Annotated in this window: 18 protein-coding genes; 13 read left to right on the top strand and 5 right to left on the bottom strand. The window is 72.3% G+C overall.

Annotation, left to right across the window (positions count from 1 at the left end):
• From ABZ135_RS29070 to metK, 11 genes are all read left to right on the top strand, one after another.
• Positions 1 to 1,287 carry a dihydroorotase gene (locus tag ABZ135_RS29070; protein ID WP_356699671.1) on the top strand — a complete coding sequence of 429 codons (1,287 nt, stop codon included), beginning with the start codon at positions 1 to 3 and terminating at the stop codon, positions 1,285 to 1,287.
• Entirely contained in the window at positions 1,284 to 1,883 is a 600-nt protein-coding gene (locus tag ABZ135_RS29065; RefSeq protein ID WP_356699669.1) for a hypothetical protein, read from the top strand. The genes ABZ135_RS29070 and ABZ135_RS29065 overlap by 4 nt, the downstream gene beginning before the upstream one ends.
• A complete protein-coding gene (gene carA / locus ABZ135_RS29060; RefSeq protein WP_356699667.1) occupies positions 1,880 to 3,022 on the top strand; it encodes a glutamine-hydrolyzing carbamoyl-phosphate synthase small subunit in 1,143 nt (380 codons plus the stop codon). Before ABZ135_RS29065 ends, carA begins: the two co-directional genes overlap by 4 nt.
• Positions 3,015 to 6,323 carry a carbamoyl-phosphate synthase large subunit gene (gene carB / locus ABZ135_RS29055; protein ID WP_356699666.1) on the top strand — a complete coding sequence of 1,103 codons (3,309 nt, stop codon included), beginning with the start codon at positions 3,015 to 3,017 and terminating at the stop codon, positions 6,321 to 6,323. The genes carA and carB overlap by 8 nt, the downstream gene beginning before the upstream one ends.
• 57 nt (positions 6,324 to 6,380) lie before the next feature.
• On the top strand, positions 6,381 to 7,502 hold the full coding sequence (locus ABZ135_RS29050; RefSeq protein WP_356699665.1) for a quinone-dependent dihydroorotate dehydrogenase: 1,122 nt from the start codon (positions 6,381 to 6,383) through the stop codon (positions 7,500 to 7,502).
• Complete coding sequence (gene pyrF, locus ABZ135_RS29045) at positions 7,499 to 8,332, top strand: orotidine-5'-phosphate decarboxylase (protein ID WP_356699664.1); 834 nt, start codon at positions 7,499 to 7,501, stop codon at positions 8,330 to 8,332. Before ABZ135_RS29050 ends, pyrF begins: the two co-directional genes overlap by 4 nt.
• A gap of 324 nt (positions 8,333 to 8,656) precedes the next feature.
• Entirely contained in the window at positions 8,657 to 8,980 is a 324-nt protein-coding gene (locus ABZ135_RS29040; RefSeq protein WP_026246651.1) for an integration host factor, read from the top strand.
• A 61-nt stretch (positions 8,981 to 9,041) separates the two neighbouring features.
• Positions 9,042 to 9,605, top strand: a complete 564-nt coding sequence (gene gmk, locus ABZ135_RS29035) for a guanylate kinase (protein WP_356699663.1) — start codon at positions 9,042 to 9,044, stop codon at positions 9,603 to 9,605.
• A gap of 28 nt (positions 9,606 to 9,633) precedes the next feature.
• Complete coding sequence (gene rpoZ / locus ABZ135_RS29030) at positions 9,634 to 9,906, top strand: DNA-directed RNA polymerase subunit omega (protein WP_005319902.1); 273 nt, start codon at positions 9,634 to 9,636, stop codon at positions 9,904 to 9,906.
• A 127-nt stretch (positions 9,907 to 10,033) separates the two neighbouring features.
• Positions 10,034 to 11,251, top strand: coding sequence for a bifunctional phosphopantothenoylcysteine decarboxylase/phosphopantothenate--cysteine ligase CoaBC (gene coaBC / locus ABZ135_RS29025; RefSeq protein WP_356699662.1), 1,218 nt, complete (start codon positions 10,034 to 10,036; stop codon positions 11,249 to 11,251).
• A 266-nt stretch (positions 11,252 to 11,517) separates the two neighbouring features.
• Positions 11,518 to 12,726, top strand: a complete 1,209-nt coding sequence (metK, locus tag ABZ135_RS29020) for a methionine adenosyltransferase (protein ID WP_345490265.1) — start codon at positions 11,518 to 11,520, stop codon at positions 12,724 to 12,726.
• A gap of 58 nt (positions 12,727 to 12,784) precedes the next feature.
• Here metK and ABZ135_RS29015 read toward each other — a convergent pair whose 3' ends face one another.
• The 4 genes from ABZ135_RS29015 to ABZ135_RS29000 form a co-directional block, all read right to left on the bottom strand.
• The gene (locus ABZ135_RS29015) at positions 12,785 to 13,861 is read right to left on the bottom strand and encodes a hypothetical protein (protein ID WP_356699660.1); all 1,077 of its coding nucleotides are present in this window, start codon (positions 13,859 to 13,861) and stop codon (positions 12,785 to 12,787) included.
• Between the two features lie 61 nt (positions 13,862 to 13,922).
• Positions 13,923 to 15,842 (bottom strand): hypothetical protein, encoded by a 1,920-nt coding sequence (locus ABZ135_RS29010; RefSeq protein ID WP_356699658.1) that lies wholly within the window; start codon positions 15,840 to 15,842, stop codon positions 13,923 to 13,925.
• Entirely contained in the window at positions 15,839 to 16,588 is a 750-nt protein-coding gene (locus ABZ135_RS29005) for a toll/interleukin-1 receptor domain-containing protein (RefSeq protein ID WP_356699656.1), read from the bottom strand. The genes ABZ135_RS29010 and ABZ135_RS29005 overlap by 4 nt, the downstream gene beginning before the upstream one ends.
• Positions 16,581 to 17,789 carry a helix-turn-helix transcriptional regulator gene (locus ABZ135_RS29000; protein ID WP_356699718.1) on the bottom strand — a complete coding sequence of 403 codons (1,209 nt, stop codon included), beginning with the start codon at positions 17,787 to 17,789 and terminating at the stop codon, positions 16,581 to 16,583. Before ABZ135_RS29000 ends, ABZ135_RS29005 begins: the two co-directional genes overlap by 8 nt.
• Positions 17,790 to 18,034: 245 nt before the next feature.
• Between ABZ135_RS29000 and ABZ135_RS28995 the strand changes: the two genes are divergently transcribed.
• Positions 18,035 to 20,200 carry a primosomal protein N' gene (locus ABZ135_RS28995; RefSeq protein WP_356699654.1) on the top strand — a complete coding sequence of 722 codons (2,166 nt, stop codon included), beginning with the start codon at positions 18,035 to 18,037 and terminating at the stop codon, positions 20,198 to 20,200.
• A gap of 135 nt (positions 20,201 to 20,335) precedes the next feature.
• On the opposite strand, the gene ABZ135_RS28990 is transcribed toward ABZ135_RS28995, so the two are convergent.
• Entirely contained in the window at positions 20,336 to 20,854 is a 519-nt protein-coding gene (locus tag ABZ135_RS28990) for a hypothetical protein (RefSeq protein ID WP_356699652.1), read from the bottom strand.
• Positions 20,855 to 21,077: 223 nt separating this feature from the next.
• On the opposite strand from ABZ135_RS28990, the gene fmt reads away from it, so the two are divergent.
• A complete protein-coding gene (gene fmt / locus ABZ135_RS28985; RefSeq protein WP_356699650.1) occupies positions 21,078 to 22,010 on the top strand; it encodes a methionyl-tRNA formyltransferase in 933 nt (310 codons plus the stop codon).
• The last annotated feature ends 16 nt before the right edge of the window (positions 22,011 to 22,026 follow it).

The raw sequence follows: 22,026 nt of genomic DNA, 5'->3' as shown, positions 1-22,026 counted from the left end.
ATGAGCAAGATCCTGATCCGTGGTGCGAAGGTGCTCGGCGGCGAGGCCCAGGACGTCCTGATCGACGGCGAGATCATCGCCGAGATGGGTACGGGCCTGTCGGCCGAGGACGCCCAGGTGATCGAGGCCGAGGGACGGATCCTCCTGCCCGGCCTGGTCGACCTGCACACCCATCTGCGCGAGCCCGGCCGCGAGGACTCCGAGACCGTCCTCACCGGCACCCGCGCCGCCGCCACCGGCGGCTACACGGCCGTCTTCGCCATGGCCAACACCTTCCCCGTCGCCGACACCGCCGGCGTCGTCGAGCAGGTCTACCGGCTCGGCAAGGAGGCCGGCTACTGCGACGTGCAGCCCATCGGCGCCGTCACCGTCGGCCTGGAGGGCAAGAAGCTCGCCGAGCTCGGCGCCATGCACGACTCCGCCGCCGGCGTCACCGTCTTCTCCGACGACGGCAAGTGCGTCGACGACGCCGTGATCATGCGCCGCGCCCTGGAGTACGTGAAGGCATTCGGCGGCGTCGTCGCCCAGCACGCCCAGGAGCCCCGCCTCACCGAGGGCGCCCAGATGAACGAGGGCGTCGTCTCCGCCGAGCTCGGCCTCGGCGGCTGGCCGGCCGTCGCCGAGGAGTCGATCATCGCCCGCGACGTCCTCCTCGCCGAGCACGTCGGCTCCCGCGTCCACATCTGCCACCTCTCCACGGCCGGCTCCGTCGAGATCGTCCGCTGGGCCAAGTCCCGCGGCATCGACGTCACCGCCGAGGTCACCCCGCACCACCTCCTCCTCACCGACGAGATGGTCCGCACCTACAACCCGGTCTACAAGGTCAACCCGCCGCTGCGCACCGAGCGCGACGTGATGGCCCTGCGCGAGGCCCTGGCCGACGGCACGATCGACATCGTGGCCACCGACCACGCCCCGCACCCGCACGAGGACAAGGACTGCGAGTGGGCCGCCGCCGCCATGGGCATGGTCGGCCTGGAGACCGCCCTGTCCGTCGTCCAGCAGACGATGGTCGAGACCGGGCTCCTCGACTGGGCCGGCGTCGCCGACCGGATGTCCTTCGCCCCCGCCCGGATCGGGCAGGCCAAGGGCCACGGACGCCCCGTCTCGGCAGGTGAGCCCGCCAACCTGACCCTGGTCGATCCGGCATACCGTGGTGTCGTGGACCCCGCCGACTTCGCCTCCCGCAGCCGCAACACCCCCTACGAGGGCCGCGAGCTGCCGGGACGCGTCACCCACACGTTCCTGCGGGGCCGGGCAACGCTCGTCGACGGGAAGCTGGCGTGACACCACTCATCCACCTGGCCGCCGAAGCCGAACGGAAATCGGCCGAGGTCACCGACTGGGCCGGACGACTCGGCTGGGTCGCCGGACTGCTGCTCTTCATCGCCTTCGTCTACTGGCTGATGCGCCAGGGATGGAAGTGGCGCGGCAGCCTCCAGTCCGGCCTCCCGCCGCTGCCCGCCCCGCCCGAGGAGCCCGGCGAGCCGCGGCTGACGCTGCACGGCCGCTACCACGGCTCCACCACCGCAGGTCAGTGGCTCGACCGGATCGTGGCCCACGGCCTGGGCGTCCGCAGCCGCGCCGAGCTCACGCTCACCGACGCCGGGATCTCGGTCGTCCGCCCCGGGGCCGACGACTTCCTGATCCCCGCCGGCGCCCTGCGCGAGGCCCGCCTCGACAAGGGCATCGCCGGCAAGGTCCTCGCCGAGGGCGGGCTCCTGATCGTCACCTGGGAGCACGGCGACACCCTGCTCGACTCCGGCTTCCGCGCCGACCGCGCGGCCGAGCACGCCGCCTGGGTCGAGGCCCTCAACTCCCTGAGCTCGACCACCCCCCGCTCGACCACCCCCGCACACACGACGGAAGGCAACGCACGATGACGACCTCCACCAGGGGAACTGCCAAGGTTCCCGCCGTACTCGTCCTGGAGGACGGCCGCATCTTCCGCGGCCGCGCCTACGGGGCCGTGGGGGAGACCTTCGGCGAGGCCGTCTTCTCCACCGGCATGACCGGCTACCAGGAGACCCTGACCGACCCGTCGTACCACCGCCAGGTCGTCGTGATGACCGCCCCGCACGTCGGCAACACCGGCGTCAACGACGAGGACCCCGAGTCCGCCCGCATCTGGGTGGCCGGCTACGTCGTCCGCGACCCCGCCCGCGTCTCCTCCAACTGGCGCGCCCGCCGCTCCCTCGACGAGGAGCTGCGCGAGCAGGGCGTCGTCGGCATCCAGGGCGTCGACACCCGCGCCCTCACCCGCCACCTGCGCGAGAGCGGCGCCATGCGCGTCGGCATCTTCTCCGGCACCGCTCTGCCGGACGAGGGCACCATGCTCGCCGAGGTCCGGCAGCAGCCCGAGATGAAGGGCGCCGACCTCTCCGCCGAGGTCGCCACCAAGGAGACCTACGTCGTCCCCGCGATCGGCGAGAAGAAGTTCACCGTCGCCGCCGTCGACCTCGGCATCAAGGGCATGACCCCGCACCGGATGGCCGAGCGCGGCATCGAGGTCCACGTGCTGCCCGCCACCGCCACCGCCGAGGACGTCTACGCGGTGAACCCCGACGGCGTGTTCTTCTCCAACGGCCCCGGCGACCCCGCCACCGCCGACGGCCCCGTCGCCGTCATGCGGGCCGTCCTGGAGCGCAGGACGCCCCTGTTCGGCATCTGCTTCGGCAACCAGATCCTGGGCCGCGCCCTCGGCTTCGGCACGTACAAGCTGAAGTACGGCCACCGCGGCATCAACCAGCCCGTCCAGGACCGCACCACCGGCAAGGTCGAGGTCACCGCGCACAACCACGGCTTCGCCGTCGACGCGCCCCTCGACAAGGTCTCCGACACCCCCTACGGGCGTGCCGAGGTCTCCCACGTGTGCCTGAACGACAACGTCGTGGAAGGTCTGCGGCTGCTCGACCAGCCCGCCTTCTCCGTCCAGTACCACCCCGAGGCGGCCGCGGGCCCGCACGACGCCGCGTACCTCTTCGACCGCTTCGTTTCTCTGATGGAGGCCGAGCGTGCCTAAGCGCACCGATATCCAGTCCGTCCTGGTCATCGGCTCCGGCCCGATCGTCATCGGCCAGGCCGCCGAGTTCGACTACTCCGGCACCCAGGCATGCCGGGTCCTCAAGTCCGAGGGCCTGCGCGTCATCCTGGTGAACTCCAACCCGGCGACGATCATGACCGACCCGGAGATCGCCGACGCCACCTACGTCGAGCCGATCACCCCCGAGTTCGTCGAGAAGATCATCGCCAAGGAGCGCCCCGACGCCCTCCTGCCCACCCTCGGCGGCCAGACCGCGCTCAACACCGCGATCTCCATGCACGAGCAGGGCGTCCTGGAGAAGTACGGCGTCGAGCTCATCGGCGCCAACGTGGAGGCCATCCACAAGGGCGAGGACCGCGACCTCTTCAAGGGCGTCGTCGAGGCCGTCAAGGCCAAGATCGGTTACGGCGAGTCCGCCCGCTCGGTCATCTGCCACTCCATGGACGACGTCCTCAAGGGCGTCGAGACGCTCGGCGGCTACCCCGTCGTCGTCCGCCCCTCCTTCACCATGGGCGGCGCCGGCTCCGGCTTCGCCCACGACGAGGAGGAGCTGCGCCGCATCGCCGGCCAGGGCCTCACGCTCTCCCCGACCACCGAGGTGCTCCTGGAGGAGTCCATCCTCGGCTGGAAGGAGTACGAGCTGGAGCTGATGCGCGACAAGGCCGACAACGTCGTGGTCGTCTGCTCCATCGAGAACTTCGACCCGATGGGCGTCCACACCGGCGACTCCATCACCGTCGCTCCGTCGATGACCCTCACCGACCGCGAGTACCAGCGGCTGCGCGACATCGGCATCGCGATCATCCGCGAGGTCGGCGTCGACACCGGCGGCTGCAACATCCAGTTCGCGGTCAACCCGGACGACGGCCGGATCATCGTCATCGAGATGAACCCGCGCGTCTCCCGCTCCTCCGCGCTCGCCTCCAAGGCCACCGGCTTCCCGATCGCCAAGATCGCCGCCAAGCTGGCCGTCGGCTACACGCTGGACGAGATCCCCAACGACATCACCGAGCAGACGCCGGCCTCCTTCGAGCCGACCCTCGACTACGTCGTCGTCAAGGCCCCCCGCTTCGCCTTCGAGAAGTTCCCCTCCGCCGACTCCACCCTCACCACCACCATGAAGTCGGTCGGCGAGGCCATGGCGATCGGCCGCAACTTCACCGAGGCCCTCCAGAAGGCCCTGCGCTCCCTGGAGAAGAAGGGCAGCCAGTTCGCCTTCACCGGCGAGCCCGGCGACAAGGACGAGCTGCTGCGCGAGGCGGTCCGCCCCACCGACGGCCGGATCAACACCGTCATGCAGGCCATCCGCGCGGGCGCCACGCCCGAGGAGGTCTTCGACGCCACCAGGATCGACCCCTGGTTCGTCGACCAGCTCTTCCTCATCAAGGAGCTCGCCGACGAGCTCGCCCTCGCCGAGAAGCTCGACCCCGAGCTGCTCGCCGAGGCCAAGCGGCACGGCTTCTCCGACGCCCAGATCGCCGAGATCCGCGGCCTGCGCGAGGACGTCGTCCGCGAGGTCCGGCACGCCCTCGGCGTCCGCCCGGTCTACAAGACGGTCGACACCTGCGCCGCCGAGTTCGCCGCCAAGACCCCGTACTTCTACTCGTCCTACGACGAGGAGACCGAGGTCGCGCCGCGCGAGAAGCCCGCGGTGATCATCCTGGGCTCCGGCCCGAACCGCATCGGCCAGGGCATCGAGTTCGACTACTCCTGCGTCCACGCCTCCTTCGCGCTGAGCGAGGCGGGCTACGAGACCGTGATGGTCAACTGCAACCCGGAGACCGTCTCCACGGACTACGACACCTCCGACCGGCTCTACTTCGAGCCGCTCACCCTGGAGGACGTCCTGGAGATCGTCCACGCCGAGCAGCAGGCCGGCCCCCTCGCCGGTGTCGTCGTCCAGCTCGGCGGCCAGACCCCGCTGGGCCTCGCCCAGGCGCTCAAGGACAACGGCGTGCCGGTCGTCGGCACCTCCCCGGAGGCCATCCACGCCGCCGAGGACCGCGGCGCCTTCGGCCGCGTCCTGGAGGAGGCGGGCCTGCCCGCCCCCAAGCACGGCACGGCCACCACCTTCGAGGGCGCCAAGAAGATCGCCGACGAGATCGGCTACCCCGTCCTCGTACGCCCCTCGTACGTGCTCGGCGGCCGCGGCATGGAGATCGTCTACGACGAGACGCGCCTGGAGGCGTACATCGCCGAGTCGACCGAGATCTCCCCGACCCGCCCGGTCCTCGTCGACCGCTTCCTCGACGACGCCATCGAGATCGACGTCGACGCGCTCTACGACGGCGAGGAGCTCTACCTCGGCGGCGTCATGGAGCACATCGAGGAGGCCGGCATCCACTCCGGCGACTCGGCCTGCGCCCTGCCCCCGATCACGCTGGGAGGCTTCGACGTCAAGCGGCTGCGCGCCTCCACCGAGGCCATCGCCAAGGGCGTCGGCGTGCGCGGCCTGATCAACATCCAGTTCGCCATGGCCGGCGACATCCTGTACGTCCTCGAGGCCAACCCGCGCGCCTCCCGCACCGTCCCCTTCACCTCGAAGGCGACCGCGGTGCCGCTCGCGAAGGCCGCCGCCCGCATCTCGCTCGGCGCCACCATCGCCGAGCTGCGCGCCGAGGGTCTGCTGCCGAAGAACGGCGACGGCGGCACCCTGCCGCTGGACGCGCCGATCTCCGTCAAGGAGGCCGTGATGCCGTGGTCGCGCTTCCGCGACATCCACGGCCGCGGCGTGGACACCGTCCTCGGCCCGGAGATGCGCTCCACCGGCGAGGTCATGGGCATCGACTCGGTCTTCGGCACGGCCTACGCCAAGTCGCAGGCCGGCGCCTACGGCCCGCTGCCCACCAAGGGCCGCGCGTTCATCTCGGTCGCCAACCGCGACAAGCGCTCGATGATCTTCCCGGCGCGCGAGCTCGTCGCCCACGGCTTCGAGCTGCTGGCCACCTCCGGCACCGCCGAGGTCCTCAAGCGCAACGGCATCAACGCCACCATCGTGCGCAAGCTCAGCGAGGGCGAGGGCCCCGGCGGCGAGAAGACGATCGTCCAGCTCATCCACGACGGTCAGGTCGACCTCATCGTCAACACCCCCTACGGCACCGGCGGCCGCCTCGACGGCTACGAGATCCGCACGGCGGCGGTCTCGCGCGGCGTCCCGTGCCTCACCACGGTCCAGGCGCTCGCCGCGGCCGTCCAGGGCATCGACGCCCTCAACCACGGCGACGTGGGCGTCCGATCGCTCCAGGAACACGCGGCACATCTGATCGCGGCCCGCGACTAGCAGCCCACAAGGGGGACACCGGAAAACGGTGTCCCCCTCTTGCTGAGGACACCCTTCATGTACAAGTTCTTCTTCCACCTCGTCTTCAAGCGGATGGACCCGGAGGAGGCCCACCACCTGGCCTTCCGCTGGATCCGGCTCGCGGCCCGCGTCCCGGTCCTGCGCACCTTCGTCGCCGCCGTCCTCGCGCCCCGCTACAAGGAGCTGCGCACCGAGGCCCTCGGCCTGCGCATGCACGGCCCCTTCGGCCTCGCCGCCGGCTTCGACAAGAACGCCGTCGCCATCGACGGCATGGCCATGCTCGGCTTCGACCACGTCGAGATCGGCACGGTCACCGGCGAGGCCCAGCCCGGCAACCCCAAGAAGCGGCTCTTCCGCCTCGTCCCGGACCGCGCCCTGATCAACCGGATGGGCTTCAACAACGAGGGCTCGGCCGCCGTCGCCGCCCGCCTGGCCGCCCGCAACCCCGTCTTCCGGACGGTCGTGGGCGTCAACATCGGCAAGACCAAGGTCGTGCCCGAGGCCGAGGCCGCCGCCGACTACGTGAAGTCCACCGAGCGCCTCGCCCGGCACGCCGACTACCTGGTCGTCAACGTCTCCTCCCCGAACACCCCGGGCCTGCGCAACCTCCAGGCCACCGAGTCGCTGCGCCCGCTGCTCACCGCCGTCCGCGAGGCCGCGGACCGCTCCGTGACGGGCCGCCGCGTGCCGCTCCTGGTGAAGATCGCCCCCGACCTCGCCGACGAGGACGTGGACGCCGTCGCCGACCTCGCCCTGGAGCTCGGCCTCGACGGCATCATCGCCACGAACACCACCATCGCCCGCGAGGGCCTCGGCCTGCGGTCCGACCCCGCGCTCGTGCAGGAGACCGGCGGCCTGTCCGGCGCCCCCGTCAAGCAGCGCTCCCTGGAGGTCCTGCGCCGCCTCTACGCGCGCGTGGGCGACCGGCTCGTCCTCGTGGGCGTCGGAGGCGTCGAGAACGCGGAGGACGCCTGGCAGCGGATCCTCGCCGGTGCCACGCTCGTCCAGGGCTACAGCGCCTTCATCTACGAGGGCCCGTTCTACGCCCGCGCGATCCACAAGGGCCTCGCGGCGCGGCTCGCCGCCTCCCCGTACGCCACCCTCGCCGAGGCCGTCGGCGCCGCCCACCGAACCGACTCCGGAAAGGCCACCGCATGACCCCCTTCGGTGCACGACTGCGCTCCGCCATGGACGAGCGCGGGCCCCTGTGCGTCGGCGTCGACCCGCACGCCTCGCTCCTGGAGTCCTGGGGCCTGGCCGACGACATCGCGGGCCTGGAGCGCTTCACGTACACGGTCGTCGAGGCGCTTGCCGACACCGTCGCCGTCTTCAAGCCCCAGGCGGCCTTCTTCGAGCGCTTCGGCTCGCGCGGCGTCGCCGTCCTGGAGCGCGCCGTCGCCGATCTGCGCGCGGCCGGCGGCCTGGTCGTCATGGACGCCAAGCGCGGGGACATCGGCTCCACCATGGCCGCCTACGCGGAGGCGTTCCTCCGCGAGGACTCCCCGCTCTTCTCCGACGCGCTCACCGTCTCCCCGTACCTCGGCTACGGCTCGCTGAAGCCGGCCGTGGACCTGGCCCGCGCGTCCGGTGCCGGGCTCTTCGTCCTGGCGCTGACCTCCAACCCCGAGGGGTCCGAGGTGCAGCGCGCGGTGCGCGAGGACGGCCGGACCGTCGGCGCGACGATGCTGGCCCACCTGGCGGAGGAGAACGCGGGGGAGAGCCCGATGGGCTCCTTCGGCGCCGTCGTCGGGGCCACCCTCGGCGACCTGTCCGCCTTCGACCTCGACATCAACGGCCCGCTGCTCGCGCCCGGCATCGGCGCCCAGGGCGCGACCGCGGCCGACCTGCCCGCCGTCTTCGGCCCGGCGGTGCGCAACGTGGTCCCGAACGTCAGCCGCGGGGTGCTGAAGGAGGGGCCGGACGCGGTCGCGCTGCGGGCGGCGGCGGAACGTTACGCGAACGAGATCAGGGAGGCCGTGGGCGCCTGAGGCACCCCGAGCGCCGTTTTCGGCGGGTTCTCGCCAATCCGCAGGTGAGGCGGCGTGTCCCGGTCGTCTCACTCCTTGACAAAACTTGACCCAAAACCGGGTCGTTATGTCGGAAAAGTCCTGGTCGGTCGATGCTGACCAGGACTTTTCGTCTGTTCTCGCTGACTGGAGCGGCCGTGGCCGCTAGTCTCCGGGACAGAGTCGGCGTTCGGCGTACTCCACGTCGGTCGTTGCTCCACTGGTGTGGTGTGCTCCGCTCACGCGGGGCGCGCGGTTTTCCCACCGGTCCGTATCCGACAGTTCGACATCCGAGGTGACGTAGGCGTGGCTCTTCCGCCCCTTACCCCTGAACAGCGCGCAGCCGCGCTCGAAAAGGCCGCCGCGGCTCGCCGGGAGCGGGCCGAGGTCAAGAATCGACTCAAGCACTCCGGCGCCTCCCTCCACGAGGTCATCAAGCAGGGCCAGGAGAACGACGTCATTGGCAAGATGAAGGTCTCCGCGCTGCTCGAGTCCCTGCCGGGCGTGGGCAAGGTCCGCGCCAAGCAGATCATGGAGCGACTGGGCATCTCCGAGAGCCGCCGGGTCCGCGGCCTCGGTTCCAACCAGATCGCCTCCCTGGAGCGCGAGTTCGGCAGCACCGGCGCCTGAGGGCGCCCCGGCCCGGGGACACGCGTCCCGGGCACACCCGTAAAGCTGGAATAATCGCTGCATGGCAGCAGAGGTACGTCCGCGGCTGACCGTGCTCTCCGGCCCCTCAGGGGTGGGCAAGAGCACGGTCGTCGCTCATATGCGCAAGGTCCACCCCGAGGTCTGGCTCTCGGTGTCGGCCACGACACGAAAGCCGCGGCCCGGCGAGAAGCACGGCGTCCAGTACTTCTTCGTCACGGACGACGAGTTCGACAAGCTGGTCGCCAACGGCGAGCTGCTGGAGTGGGCCGAGTTCGCGGGCAACCGCTACGGCACCCCGCGCCGCGCGGTCCTCGACCGCCTGGAGGCGGGCGAGCCGGTGCTCCTGGAGATCGACCTCCAGGGCGCGCGCCAGGTCAAGGACTCCATGGACGAGGCCCAGCTCGTCTTCCTGGCTCCGCCGAGCTGGGACGAGCTGGTCCGCCGGCTCACCGGCCGCGGCACCGAGTCGCCCGACGTCATCGAGCGCCGGCTGCAGGCCGCGAAGGTCGAGCTGGCCGCCGAGTCGGAGTTCGACACCACCCTCGTCAACACCTCCGTCGAGGACGTCGCGCGCGAGCTGCTAACGTTGATGCACGTTGTCTGATCTTTTTTCCATCTTCGGAAGGTAGAGCGTGTCCTCTTCCATCACCGCGCCCGAGGGCATCATCAACCCGCCGATCGACGAGCTGCTCGAGGCCACGGACTCGAAGTACAGCCTCGTGATCTACGCGGCCAAGCGCGCGCGTCAGATCAACGCGTACTACTCGCAGCTCGGTGAGGGTCTGCTCGAGTACGTCGGACCGCTCGTGGACACCCACGTCCACGAGAAGCCGCTCTCGATCGCCCTGCGCGAGATCAACGCGGGCCTGCTGACCTCCGAGGCCATCGAGGGTCCGGCCCAGTAGAGCACCGCATCTTGTAACGCTTGTCACCACAGGCCCGGCGGAACATCCGCCGGGCCTGTGGTGTCTCATGGAGACGAGTAGTCGTGCGGTCGTACGCATCCGAGTGCGGGGAGCAGAGTTGAGCGCGGTGGCGAAGCCGAAGGTCGTCCTGGGCGTGAGCGGCGGCATCGCCGCGTACAAGGCGTGCGAGCTGCTGCGGCGGCTGACCGAGTCCGGTCACGACGTCCGGGTCGTGCCGACCGACTCCGCCCTGCACTTCGTCGGAGAGGCCACCTGGTCCGCGCTCTCCGGCAACCCCGTCTCCACCGAGGTGTGGGAGACCGTCCACGAGGTCCCGCACGTGCGGATCGGCCAGGCCGCCGACCTCGTCGTCGTCGCCCCCGCCACCGCCGACATGCTGGCCAAGGCGGCCCACGGCCTCGCCGACGACCTGCTGACCAACACCCTGCTCACGGCCCGCTGCCCGGTGGTCTTCGCGCCCGCCATGCACACCGAGATGTGGGAGCACCCGGCCACCCAGGAGAACGTGGCCACCCTGCGCCGCCGCGGCGCCGTCGTCATCGAACCGGCCGTCGGCCGCCTGACCGGCGTCGACACCGGCAAGGGCCGGCTGCCCGACCCGGGCGAGATCTTCGAGATCTGCCGACGGGTCCTCGACCGGGGCGCGGCGGCGGCCCCCGACCTCGCCGGCCGCCACGTCGTGATCAGCGCCGGCGGCACCCGCGAGCCCCTCGACCCGGTCCGCTACCTGGGCAACCGCTCCTCCGGCAAGCAGGGCTACGCCCTCGCCAGGACCGCGGCCGCCCGGGGCGCCCGGGTCACCCTGATCGAGGCCAACACGGGGCTGCCCGACCCCGCCGGCGTCGACGTGGTGCGCGTGGGGACCGCCCTCCACCTGCGCGAGGCGGTCCTCAAGGCCGCGGCCGACGCCGACGCGGTCGTCATGGCGGCGGCGGTCGCCGACTTCCGCCCCGCCGCCTACGCCACCGGCAAGATCAAGAAGACGGACGACGGCGGCGCCCCCACCATCGAGCTGGTCCGCAATCCGGACATCCTCGCCGAGATCTCCGCCGACCGCGCCCTGCCCGGCCAGGTCGTCGTGGGCTTCGCCGCCGAGACGGACGACGTCCTCGCCCACGGCCGGCAGAAGCTGCGCCGCAAGGGCTGCGACCTCCTCGTCGTCAACGAGGTGGGGGAGCGCAAGACCTTCGGTGCGGAGGAGAACGAGGCCGTGGTCCTCGCCGCCGACGGCACCGAGACGCCCGTCCCGTACGGGCCGAAGGAAGCCCTGGCGGAGACGGTGTGGGACCTGGTGCTGCCGCGCCTGCGCCCTGCCGCCGGGTGACTGCCGCCGTCAGGTCCGCGGTGAACTCCGTACGAACGGTGAGGGAGGCCGAGGTGTCCCTCACGCGGCGGAGAGAAAACGCGCGAACCCGGACATAAGCCCCGCCCGGGGCGTCGGCAAGCGCACAGATCACGCCTCCACCGGACAGGGGACCTGGCCAGATGCCCGATCCTGCCCGATAGACTGTCCTCGGAACGTCGAGGGGCGCAGCCCCCTGCCGGTCCGCAATCGACTAGCCAGCAGCCGCTGCAACCCCAGGGAGCGTTGTGTCCCGTCGTCTGTTCACCTCGGAGTCCGTGACCGAGGGTCACCCCGACAAGATCGCTGACCAGATCAGCGACACCATCCTCGACGCGCTGCTCAAGGAGGACCCCACCTCCCGCGTCGCCGTCGAGACGCTGATCACCACCGGCCTCGTGCACGTCGCCGGTGAGGTCACCACCAAGGCATGGGCGGACATCCCCACCCTCGTCCGCAACAAGATCCTCGACATCGGGTACGACTCCTCGAAGAAGGGCTTCGACGGCGCGTCCTGCGGCGTCTCGGTCTCCATCGGGTCGCAGTCCCCGGACATCGCGCAGGGCGTCGACACCGCCTACGAGAAGCGCGTCGAGGGCGACGAGGACGAGCTCGACAAGCAGGGCGCCGGCGACCAGGGCCTGATGTTCGGCTACGCGTCGGACGAGACCCCGGAGCTCATGCCGCTCCCGATCCACCTGGCGCACCGGCTCTCCCGCCGCCTGACCGAGGTCCGCAAGAACGGGACCATCCCGTACCTGCGTCCCGACGGCAAGACCCAGGTCACCATCGAGTACGACGGCGACAAGGCCGTCCGCCTCGACACGGTCGTCGTCTCCTCCCAGCACGCCTCGGACATCGACCTCGAGTCGCTGCTCGCGCCCGACATCCGCGAGTTCGTCGTCGAGCACGTCCTGAAGGAGCTCGTCGAGGAGGGCATCAAGCTCGACACCGACGGCTACCGCCTCCTGGTCAACCCGACCGGCCGCTTCGAGATCGGCGGCCCGATGGGCGACGCCGGCCTCACCGGCCGCAAGATCATCATCGACACCTACGGCGGCATGGCCCGCCACGGTGGCGGCGCCTTCTCCGGCAAGGACCCGTCCAAGGTCGACCGCTCGGCCGCCTACGCCATGCGCTGGGTCGCCAAGAACGTCGTCGCCGCGGGCCTCGCCTCCCGCTGCGAGGTCCAGGTCGCCTACGCGATCGGCAAGGCCGAGCCCGTCGGCCTCTTCGTCGAGACCTTCGGCACCAACACCGTCGAGACCGAGAAGATCGAGAACGCCATCGCCGAGGTCTTCGACCTCCGCCCGGCCGCGATCATCCGCGACCTCGACCTGCTCCGCCCGATCTACTCCCAGACCGCCGCCTACGGCCACTTCGGCCGCGAGCTGCCGGACTTCACCTGGGAGCGCACCGACCGCGTCGACGCCCTCAAGGCGGCCGCCGGTCTGTAAGCGACCGCAGTCCGACGAAAGGCCCGGCACCCGGTGGTGCCGGGCCTTCGCCGTCTTCTCACAGGGATGAATCGGGGGTGCCGGGCCCGTCGCCGTCCGGGCCGTCGCCCTCCTCCGGAGGGGAGGGTTCCCGGTAGGGGCGATCCGTCTCATCGGCGAGCCGTTCCAGCGCATCGGCATCGGGCACCCGCGCGGCGCGGGCGGCTTCGGCCACCCGGCGGAGGAAGAGCAAGCGCTCGGGATCGTCCTCGTCGAGGCCGGCGTGAGCCATGAAGTCCACGAGCCGGTCGGCGAGCGACACCGAGCCCGCCTCCGCAGACTGGTCGCTCTCCCCCTCCGTCGGAGGAGCCACGTACGGATGCAGCCGGTCCGGTACCGGCTCGTCGTTGGCCACCGCGGTGAGCTGGGCCAGCAGGCCGATGTCCGCGACCGCCTTGTCCACCCGGTCGTTGTTCTTCGCGAGCCACCACACGACCGCGCTGCCCGTGGAGGTCAGGACGTCCTCGCCCAGATAGGCGCGCTTGCTCTGCTCCCACTTGCGCTCGTGCTCCCAGACCGCCTCGTTCTTCCGTACGGTGGCGAGTTTGTCGAGGCGTTCACGGTCGGCGTCCGACAGCGTCACCTGGACGTTCTCGGCCATCGCCAGGACCCGTCCGGTCGGATCCGGCCGCATCGTGGCCAGCTCGCCGCTGAGCTGGTGCTGCACCAGGCTGCTCCGCTGCGGCGGCTGGGCGACGGTGATCTCCCGCGCCCGGGTGAGCACGGCGTCCACGGCGAGACCGGCGCTGCTGACCTCGGGTGCCCCATGGGGCACGTCCACGGGGACCCAGCGGACGAGCGCGGTGACGAGGAAGTCGTAATCGGCGGAGGAGCTGGGCAGGGCGACGTTGCGGACGACCTTTTCCCAACGTTCGACGGGTGGGATCGGCAGGTCCGGTTCCAGGGTGTGCTGGGGAGGGATCAGGGGACGCCGTCTGCGGGCACCCGCCAGAACCAGGGATGCCATGACGAGCAGACCACCGAATGCGGTCGGCCACACCCACCAGGGCCACTCCGCGCAGAGTCCGGCGATCACGATCAACAGACCACCGATGAGGGTGAGGAAGACCGTCATCGTCTTGTGTCCAGAACTCATGGATGTCTCCGCGACAGGGTCGACGAACGTCGACAAGGGGCAGGGATGCGGTGAGGAGTGCTCAGGAGGCCGGCCGGATGCCCTGAGCGGCATCGACCTTGTGCCGCAGCAGCGCGCTGCAGGGGTATCGGAGCGCGGTCACGTAGAGCAGAGCGAGCACCGCGGGGCTGTCACCGGCGGCTTCGACGAGAACGTCGAGCAGGGCGTCGGCATGGGCCTGACGGGGGTGGGCTGCGGCGATCCATTCCTCCGCCGCGGGGAGCCATGCGGCTCGGTCCCGCGTGGTGAAAAGGGCACGCCAGGAGGACGTGAGGAGCTCCCGCCCTATGGGGTCGTCGACGAGTGTCGAGCCGCCCCGGCGGGGCGACGTCACGCGGGGCGGCTCGGCACAGGCCCGGAACAGCTCTATGTCGCCGCGTTCCGAGTGCCTCACCAGATCGTTGGCCACACGACGGAGAAGCCTGCCGTGCAGCCGTTCGTCGGGGAGTGCGAGGGCGAGCAGGCGGCGCACCGCGTCCGTGCTCCGAGCGTCGGCCCGCCGTGCCAAGTGGTGGAGGCGTACCAGAGCCTGATCCGGATGGCTGTCCGCGATGACGTCTGCCGATACGGCTACGAGCGCGCGAGCGAGCCCGGTCGGGGTCTTGTCGTCCACCGACCAGGAGTAGACCTGCTGCCGGAATTCACGGCCCGCGCGCATGTCGCTCAGCCCGTGGCCGAGGGCTTGGACGGCGGCCTGTACCAGGCGGGGGTCGCCCTCGGCGGACCACTCCCGTGCCTGAGCGAGGAGAGGCCGTCGCTGCCCGGTGCGCAGCGATTGCTCGGCATACCCGGCGACGAGCGCGTCCCGGTCCTGGCCGTCGAGCGAGGCCAGTCGTACGGAGCGATCGACCCACTTTTGGAAGTCGGACCACATCCCCGGACGGTGCATCCAGAAGTGGCCACGTACGGCGGCCGCGTAGTCCGGGAGATCGAACACCACCGCTCCGTCGGGCCGGACGGAGGCCCCGATCTTCCAGAACCGCTGAGACAGGTCCTCTCGTTCGAGCAGCGGACGGTCGTCGGCCGGGTGCCCGACCGTCCTCAGCAGCAGCTCGGTCACGGAGTGCAGCGCTTCGGGGCGGGCACCGGGCAGCATGGCGGTCGCAAGCAGCAGGGCGCGCTGTGAGCCGTCCTCCAAGGTGGCGATGTCCGTCGCCACCCGGCGACCGAGATCCCGCAGGCTCGTGAGGGCCAGTTCGCACCAACGCTCGGTGCCCTTTCCCGGCTCCGCCTGCCGGGCCTCGGCGAGGAGACGGGCCAGGCGGGCGACGTCCCGCAGCGGGGGAGCGGTCGCCAGGTAGGCGTGGACCGGAGGGGCCAGCTCCTCGGGGGTCTCGACGAGAGGGGACTCCTCCTGCCGCAACGCCCGCATGAGGACGCGCGTGCCGTCCGGCCGGACGATGGTGCGCCGATGCGCTGCCAAGTGGTCGCGGAGGTGCCCTGTGGCGTGCGGAACGATCACCACCAGGTGCGCCCCGCGCTCGCGAACGGTCTGGTGGAGAGCCGGCAGCTTCTCCTGCAGGTCATCCCACACCGGCCCGTCGGTGTCCGAGAGGTCGAGCAGCAGCCTGTCTCCGTCGCCCACCTGCTCACCTCGCAGGTCCGGGCTCGCGTTGTCGTCCTCGGGCAGGAGCTGTCGCGGTACCCGGTGACCGGGCGTCTTGTGCAGGAGCATCCGAGCTGTCGCGTTTCGCCCGCTGCCGGGCGTGCCGTCCAGCAGGAGCGTGCCGAGACGATCCAGAAGACGTGCGGCCTCGTTCATGCCGGTCGGCGCCACGAACCGCTGCGCGAGCCACGCGAGGTGGTCTGCGGCGAGCGGCCGGAGCGGGGACGCCCCGGAAGCCTTGACCTCGTGGAAGTAGAAGTGGTTGTGCTGCGGGCCTGTGCCGGTGTGCACCGGCCCGCCCTCGCTGTTCACCCCCGTGAAGGCCGTTCCACTCATCGACCGTCGGCCTCGTCTCTCTCGGCGCGGCCGAACCGGTGTGAGATCCCTCCGTGGTTGTCGCCCGCCACATAGGCAGCGCCGTCGCCCGAGAGGTGCGGACGGTGGACGTGGTTCTGGTTGTACTGAGCCCCCGACCCGGTGTGGACCGGGCCGGTCGGGCCCGTGATGATCGTGCCGATCTCGCCCACCTCGCGTGCCTGGAGGCTGAAACCGCTGTTGCCGCCGGAGATCGCGTTGTGCGTCCCACCTGACTGCTCCTCCGCCGGGGGCGGCGCCGTGAGGTCGATGGCCGCGAGCCGCGGGACCAGTCCGGCGATCGCGTCACCGATGTGTCGGATGTCCCGATCGTGGCTGGGGGAGTCGATCCGTAAGGAGTTCAGTTCTGCCAACGGGGTCAGCTCGGCCGGCAGGGCGGCGGCGCTGAGCCGCTCCGTCCGCCGGCCCCGGAGGATCGGAATCACATCGATGCCGCAGCGCCAGGCCTCCAGGATCTCCCTGCGGACCCAGTCGTCCTCGTCACGGAGGCCGGGGTGGGTGGCCCAGTCCGGCCCCATGACGGCCAGCAGGACACTGCTGCGGCGGACGTGGGTGAGCAGTTCACGGGGGAAGCCCCTGCCTGCCGGGATGCAGCGCCCCGCGAAGAAGACGGCGTCGTCGCCGAAGCGCCGCGAGAGCCCCTGGTCGAGGAGGGCGGCGACCTCGTTGCCGTCACCGGTTCGGTAGTTGATGAAGATCTCAGGCACGCGGGACTGCCTCTCGTACGGGAGCGGTGGGGGCGGTGTCGTGGAGCGCGGCGGCCAGATGCGGGGCCAGGGACCGCACGGCCGCGTTCCGGGGATGACGGGCGAGGACGCGGGAGAGCCGGTGCAGGTCGACGCGGATCGTGGCGGAGGCGAGCGCCTCACCCTCCGCGAGGAGCGGCCGGGCCACGGCGCAGGCGTGGTCGATCTCTCCCGCGACCGCGTGGGAGAGGGCTCGGCGAGCCCCGTAGCGAACTCGCGTGCGGGTGGCCTGGGCGGGGATGCGGACGATCTCCTGGTCGAGGGCCTCCGCGGCTTGGCGAGGCAGGCCGAGATCGAGCAGACACCAGCCGAGGGCCATGGCGGCGGGATCGCCGAGATGAGTGGTTCCGACGATGGGCGTGCCATCACCGCCGGTGTCGGCAGCCCGGCCGAGGAACGTCCGCGCCCGGTCCAGTGCGCGCAGGCAGGCGTCGCGGTCGCCGCCCAAGGCATGCCCCTGCGCCTCACGCTGGGCGGCGAGGCCACGGATGCGCGCGGGCAACCGGCTCGACTGGGCCGCCTGGACGAGGTCGACGGTGGCTCCGGCATCTCCGGCGTAGAGCGCCACCAGGCCCCGGCGTACCAGCGCGTAGGCGGCCAGGTCGTGATCGCCCGCCTTCTCCGCGAGGCGGACGGCGTGGTCCGTCCATGCGAGGGCCGCCGCGTCGTCCCCGCTCTCCTGGGCCATCCAGCCGGTGAACTCCGCGTATCGCGAGGCCATGACGTACAGGTCTCGCGCCGAGCGTGCCGCGACTCCGTGAGCCAGAGCGGGCAGTGACCGGGTCTGGGCGGCCAGGGCGGGCAGGACCACGGAGGCCGGAGCCGTCTGGCCCAGCCTGCGGAACTGCTCGAACAGTGCCCGCACGCCGTCGAGGAGCTGCCCGCCGACGGCATCCGCCACGCCCTCCGCCGCGGCCGGGACGGGGGCCGACGGCACACCGAGGGCGAGGGCCGAGGCAGCACCGGCGGTCATCACCAGACGGCGGCTCGGCTGGGCCGGACCGGCGGCCGTCGGTGCCAATGCGGCCAGCGCGCCACCCGCTCCGACGGCGCCGTCGCACAGCCGGGCCAGCTCGGCAGTGGGCCGTTGCCGACCTGTCTCCACCTTGCTGAGCTGCCCCTTGCTGTAGTGCACCCGTGCCGCGAGACCGTCCAGCGTCATGCCGGCCGCCAGCCGCCTCCGACGCAGCTCGGGACCGAACTTGCCCAAAGCGTCCACCTTCGCTCCCTCCTCCCCTCCTCGTGCCGCGTGACAGCCTGGATCCGCCGGCGGCACGGCAACAAGACGGTCAGGGCTGTTTCACGTTTCCATTGACACCGGCGCGGCGGACAGAGCGCCGATTCGGCCAAGGCATGGCTGATCCCGATCTTCGAGGGCTGTCGGTGGCGTCTGGTAGGTATGGGGCTGTGAGCAGCGAGAACGAGAAGCCCCGGGGGCACGACGGGCAGGACGGCCACGACGGGCACGAGGAGCCCGAGCAGCTCGCGCTCATCCGGGAGACCGTGCGGCAGGCGAAGGTGCCGCGGGCGAAGCCGCGGACGTGGCGGGGGGCCGCGCTGGCGAAGGAGCTGCCGGTGGCGCGGGTCGTGGTGAACAAGGGGGTGCTGCACCTCGACCAGTTCTTCGACTACGCCGTGCCCGAGGAGCTCGACGCCGCCGCGCGGCCCGGGGTGCGGGTGCGGGTGCGGTTCGGGGCCGGGGCGCACCAGGTGCGGGGTGGGCGGCGCGAGGGCGGCCGGCTCATCGACGGGTTCCTCGTCGAGCGGCGCGCCGAGTCGGACTACTCGGGGCCGCTCGCCGCGCTCGCCGACGTCGTCTCGCCCGAGCCGGTGCTCGGACCCGAGCTGCTCGGACTCGCCCGGGCGGTCGCCGACCGCTACGCGGGCAGCCTCGCCGATGTCCTCCAGCTCGCCGTGCCGCCGCGCAACGCCCGCGCCGAGAGCCGACCCTCGCCCGCGCCGCTGCCCCCGCCGGCCGCGCCCGAGCCGGGCACCTGGGGGCGTTACGAGCAGGGAGCGGCGTTCCTGGACGCGCTGGCGGGCGGCGGCGCGCCCCGGGCCGTGTGGAACGCGCTGCCGGGACCGTACTGGGCCGACGAGATCGCCCGCGCCGTCACCGCCACCCTCGCCTCCGGCCGGGGCGCGCTCGTCGTCGTCCCCGACGGGCGGGCCGCTTCCCGGGTCGACGCCGCCCTGACCGCGCTGCTCGGCGAAGGACGCCACGCCCTGCTCACCGCCGAGGCCGGGCCCGAGAAACGGTACGCGCAGTGGCTCGCCGTCCGGCGCGGAGCCGTCCGCGCGGTCGTCGGCACCCGGGCCGCCATGTTCGCGCCCGTACGGGACCTCGGCCTCGCCGTCATCTGGGACGACGGCGACACCAGCCACAGCGAGCCGCACGCCCCCCAGCCGCACGCCCGCGACGTGCTGCTGCTGCGCGCCGCCCACGACCGGTGCGCCTTCCTGCTCGGCTCCACGAGCTGCACCGTCGAGGCCGCCCAGCTCGTCGAGTCCGGCTGGGCCAGGCCCCTGATGCCGGGACGCGAGCACGTGCGGGCCGCCGCCCCGCTCGTACGGACCGTGGGCGACGAGCTGCTCGCCCGCGACGAGGCCGCCCGCGCCGCCCGGCTGCCGTCCCTGGCCTGGGAGACCGTACGGGAGGCCCTCAAGACGGGCCCGGTCCTCGTCCAGGTGCCCCGCCGCGGCTACGTACCCCGGCTCGCCTGCCAGCGCTGCCGCACCCCCGCCCGCTGCCGGCACTGCTCCGGGCCTCTGGAGGCCCCCGAGCAGCAGGAACTGCACTGCGGCTGGTGCGGGAAGGCCGCGGCCGACTGGCACTGCGTGGCGTGCGGCTCCACCCGGCTGCGCGCCCAGGTGGTCGGCGCCCGGCGCACGGCGGAGGAACTGGGCCGGGCCTTCCCCGCCGTGCCCGTACGCACCTCGGGACGCGACCATGTCCTCGACCGGGTGCCGGGCCGGCCGGCGCTGGTGGTGAGCACCCCCGGCGCCGAACCGGTCGCCGAGGGCGGTTACGCGGCCGCGCTGCTCCTCGACGGCTGGGCCATGCTCGGCCGCCCCGACCTGCGGGCCGGCGAGGAGGCGCTGCGCCGCTGGATCGACGCGGCCTCGCTCGTGCGCGGCCAGGGCGAGGGCGGCACGGTGGTGGTCGTCGCCGAACCCACCCTGCGCCCCGTCCAGGCGCTCGTCCGCTGGGACCCCGTCGGCCACGCCCAGCGCGAGCTGGCCGAGCGCGCCGAGCTGGGCTTCCCGCCCGTCTCGCGCATGGCGGCGGTGGCGGCGCCGCCGGACGCCCTCGCGGCCTTCCTGTCCGCCGCCGAACTGCCCGCCGACGCCGAGGTCCTCGGTCCCGTCCCGCTGCCCGTCACCCGCCCCGGCGGCCCCCGCCGCCCCGGCGACACCCCGCCGGGCGAGCAGTGGGACCGGGCCCTGATCCGCGTCCCCCCGGGCAGCGGCGCCGCCCTGGCCGCGGCTCTGAAGAAGGCCCAGGCCGCCCGTCTCGCCCGGGGCGGCGGCGAGCCGGTACGGGTGCGGGTCGACCCGCCGGACATCGGCTGAGCGCCGAGCGGCGGGTGCCCTCGGCGGACGCCCAGGGCGCCCCGACGGGGCCGGGCGCCCCGACGCGCCAGGCCGCCCTGCCGTGCGGCATGGGCGGCCTGGAAGGGGTCCGGACGTCCTCCGGACGTCGTCCGGTCAGCCGTTGCGCGGGGCCGGGAAGGCGGGGGGACGGCTGTCCTCGCGGAGGGTCTGGCTGCCCGACGTCGGCTGCGGCGGCATGCTGCGGGCCGGCGGGACCACCGGGATCGTGCGCGTCGCGGTCGTCTCCGCCGGACGCTCCTGGTCCAGGGCGACGCCCGGCTGGGTCGCGCGGCGGGAGCCGTAGCGGCGGTGGACCGCCTGCTTGGTGACGCCGAGCGCGGAGCCCACCGCGTCCCACGAGAAACCGAGGGAGCGGTCGAAGTCCACCGCCGCCGTCACCAGGGTCTCGACGCTGTCCCGCAGCTCCTGGGCGAGGCGGACGGTCGGGGCGGGGGCGCGTCCGTAGACGACGAAGCCCGTCGAAGGGGCGGAGCGGCGAGGGCGGTAGACATTGCCCAACTGGGCCGTCAGGGTGCGCAGTGCGTCAACCTGCCGCCGGACCCGCTCGATGTCCCGCACCAGCAGGTGCAGACTCGCCCGGGCCTGGGCGTCGTGGGTTGCGTGGTCGGCCATGGATAAGCCTCTCGAACCGGCGTGAAAAGGGGCGGGTCGCGGGGGGAGGGCGACCCGATTCGGTCAATCTCTCTTGACCAACGCGCCACCCGGACTTGGGTCACGCTGCGGGGGCGTATCCGCATATGCGCGGGGCGCTCGTCCTTCCGTACGCCCCCCCGCGCCGGCGGCCCCTAGACTGGTGTGCTGCCCGTCACCTCCCCGAGATACGAGGTTTTCCCGCGTGAAGCTCGTCTTCGCAGGTACCCCCGAGGTCGCCGTACCCGCCCTGGACGCCCTGCTCGCCTCCGGGCGGCACGAGGTGGCCGCCGTCGTCACCCGGCCCGACGCCCCGGCGGGGCGCGGGCGGCGGCTCGTCGCGAGCCCCGTCGCCGAGCGGGCGGAGGAGGCCGGGATCGAGGTCCTCAAGCCGGAGCGGCCGCGCGACGAGGCGTTCCTCGCGCGGCTCCGCGAGATCGCGCCCGACTGCTGCCCCGTCGTCGCCTACGGCGCGCTGCTGCCCCGCGCCGCCCTCGACATCCCCGCCCACGGCTGGGTCAACCTGCACTTCTCGCTGCTGCCCGCGTGGCGTGGCGCGGCGCCGGTGCAGCACGCGCTGATGGCGGGCGACCAGGTGACCGGAGCGTCGACCTTCCAGATCGAGGAGGGGCTCGACTCCGGACCGGTGTACGGGGTCGTCACCGAGGAGGTCCGCCCCACCGACACCAGCGGCGACCTGCTCACCCGGCTCGCCTTCGCGGGCGCCGGGCTGCTCGCCGCGACCATGGACGGCATCGAGGACGGCACCCTCAAGGCCGTGCCGCAGCCGGCCGAGGGCGTCACCCTCGCCCCGAAGATCCAGGTCGAGGACGCCCACGTCGACTTCGCCGCCCCGGCCCTCCGCGTCGACCGCGTCGTCCGCGGCTGCACCCCGGCCCCCGGCGCCTGGACCCTCTTCCGCGGCGAGCGCCTCAAACTGATCCAGCTCGCCCTGCTCCCGGACCGCACCGACCTGGCCCCCGGCGAGCTCGCGGTCGGCAAGAACAACGTGTACGTCGGCACCGGCTCGCACGCCGTCGAACTCCTGTGGGTCCAGCCCCAGGGCAAGAAGCCGATGAAGGCGGCGGACTGGGCCCGCGGCGTCCGGATCGCACCCGGCGAGCGCGTCGGGGCGTAACGGCGCAGCGCCCGCG

The organism is Streptomyces sp. NPDC006339 (genome assembly GCF_040612775.1).
In the GTDB taxonomy this organism is placed as follows: domain Bacteria; phylum Actinomycetota; class Actinomycetes; order Streptomycetales; family Streptomycetaceae; genus Streptomyces.
This window is presented reverse-complemented; position numbering and strand designations above follow the sequence as displayed.

Bases quoted from the DNA above. Each gene is read 5' to 3' on its own strand.
- ABZ135_RS28990 (WP_356699652.1), bottom strand. From the start codon at position 20,854: ATGGCCGACCACGCAACCCACGACGCCCAGGCCCGGGCGAGTCTGCAC.
- ABZ135_RS29050 (WP_356699665.1), top strand. From the start codon at position 6,381: ATGTACAAGTTCTTCTTCCACCTCGTCTTCAAGCGGATGGACCCGGAG.
- pyrF (WP_356699664.1), top strand. From the start codon at position 7,499: ATGACCCCCTTCGGTGCACGACTGCGCTCCGCCATGGACGAGCGCGGG.
- ABZ135_RS29015 (WP_356699660.1), bottom strand. From the start codon at position 13,861: ATGAGTTCTGGACACAAGACGATGACGGTCTTCCTCACCCTCATCGGT.
- carA (WP_356699667.1), top strand. From the start codon at position 1,880: ATGACGACCTCCACCAGGGGAACTGCCAAGGTTCCCGCCGTACTCGTC.
- ABZ135_RS29070 (WP_356699671.1), top strand. From the start codon at position 1: ATGAGCAAGATCCTGATCCGTGGTGCGAAGGTGCTCGGCGGCGAGGCC.
- ABZ135_RS29010 (WP_356699658.1), bottom strand. From the start codon at position 15,842: ATGAGTGGAACGGCCTTCACGGGGGTGAACAGCGAGGGCGGGCCGGTG.
- gmk (WP_356699663.1), top strand. From the start codon at position 9,042: ATGGCAGCAGAGGTACGTCCGCGGCTGACCGTGCTCTCCGGCCCCTCA.
- ABZ135_RS29000 (WP_356699718.1), bottom strand. From the start codon at position 17,789: ATGACGCTGGACGGTCTCGCGGCACGGGTGCACTACAGCAAGGGGCAG.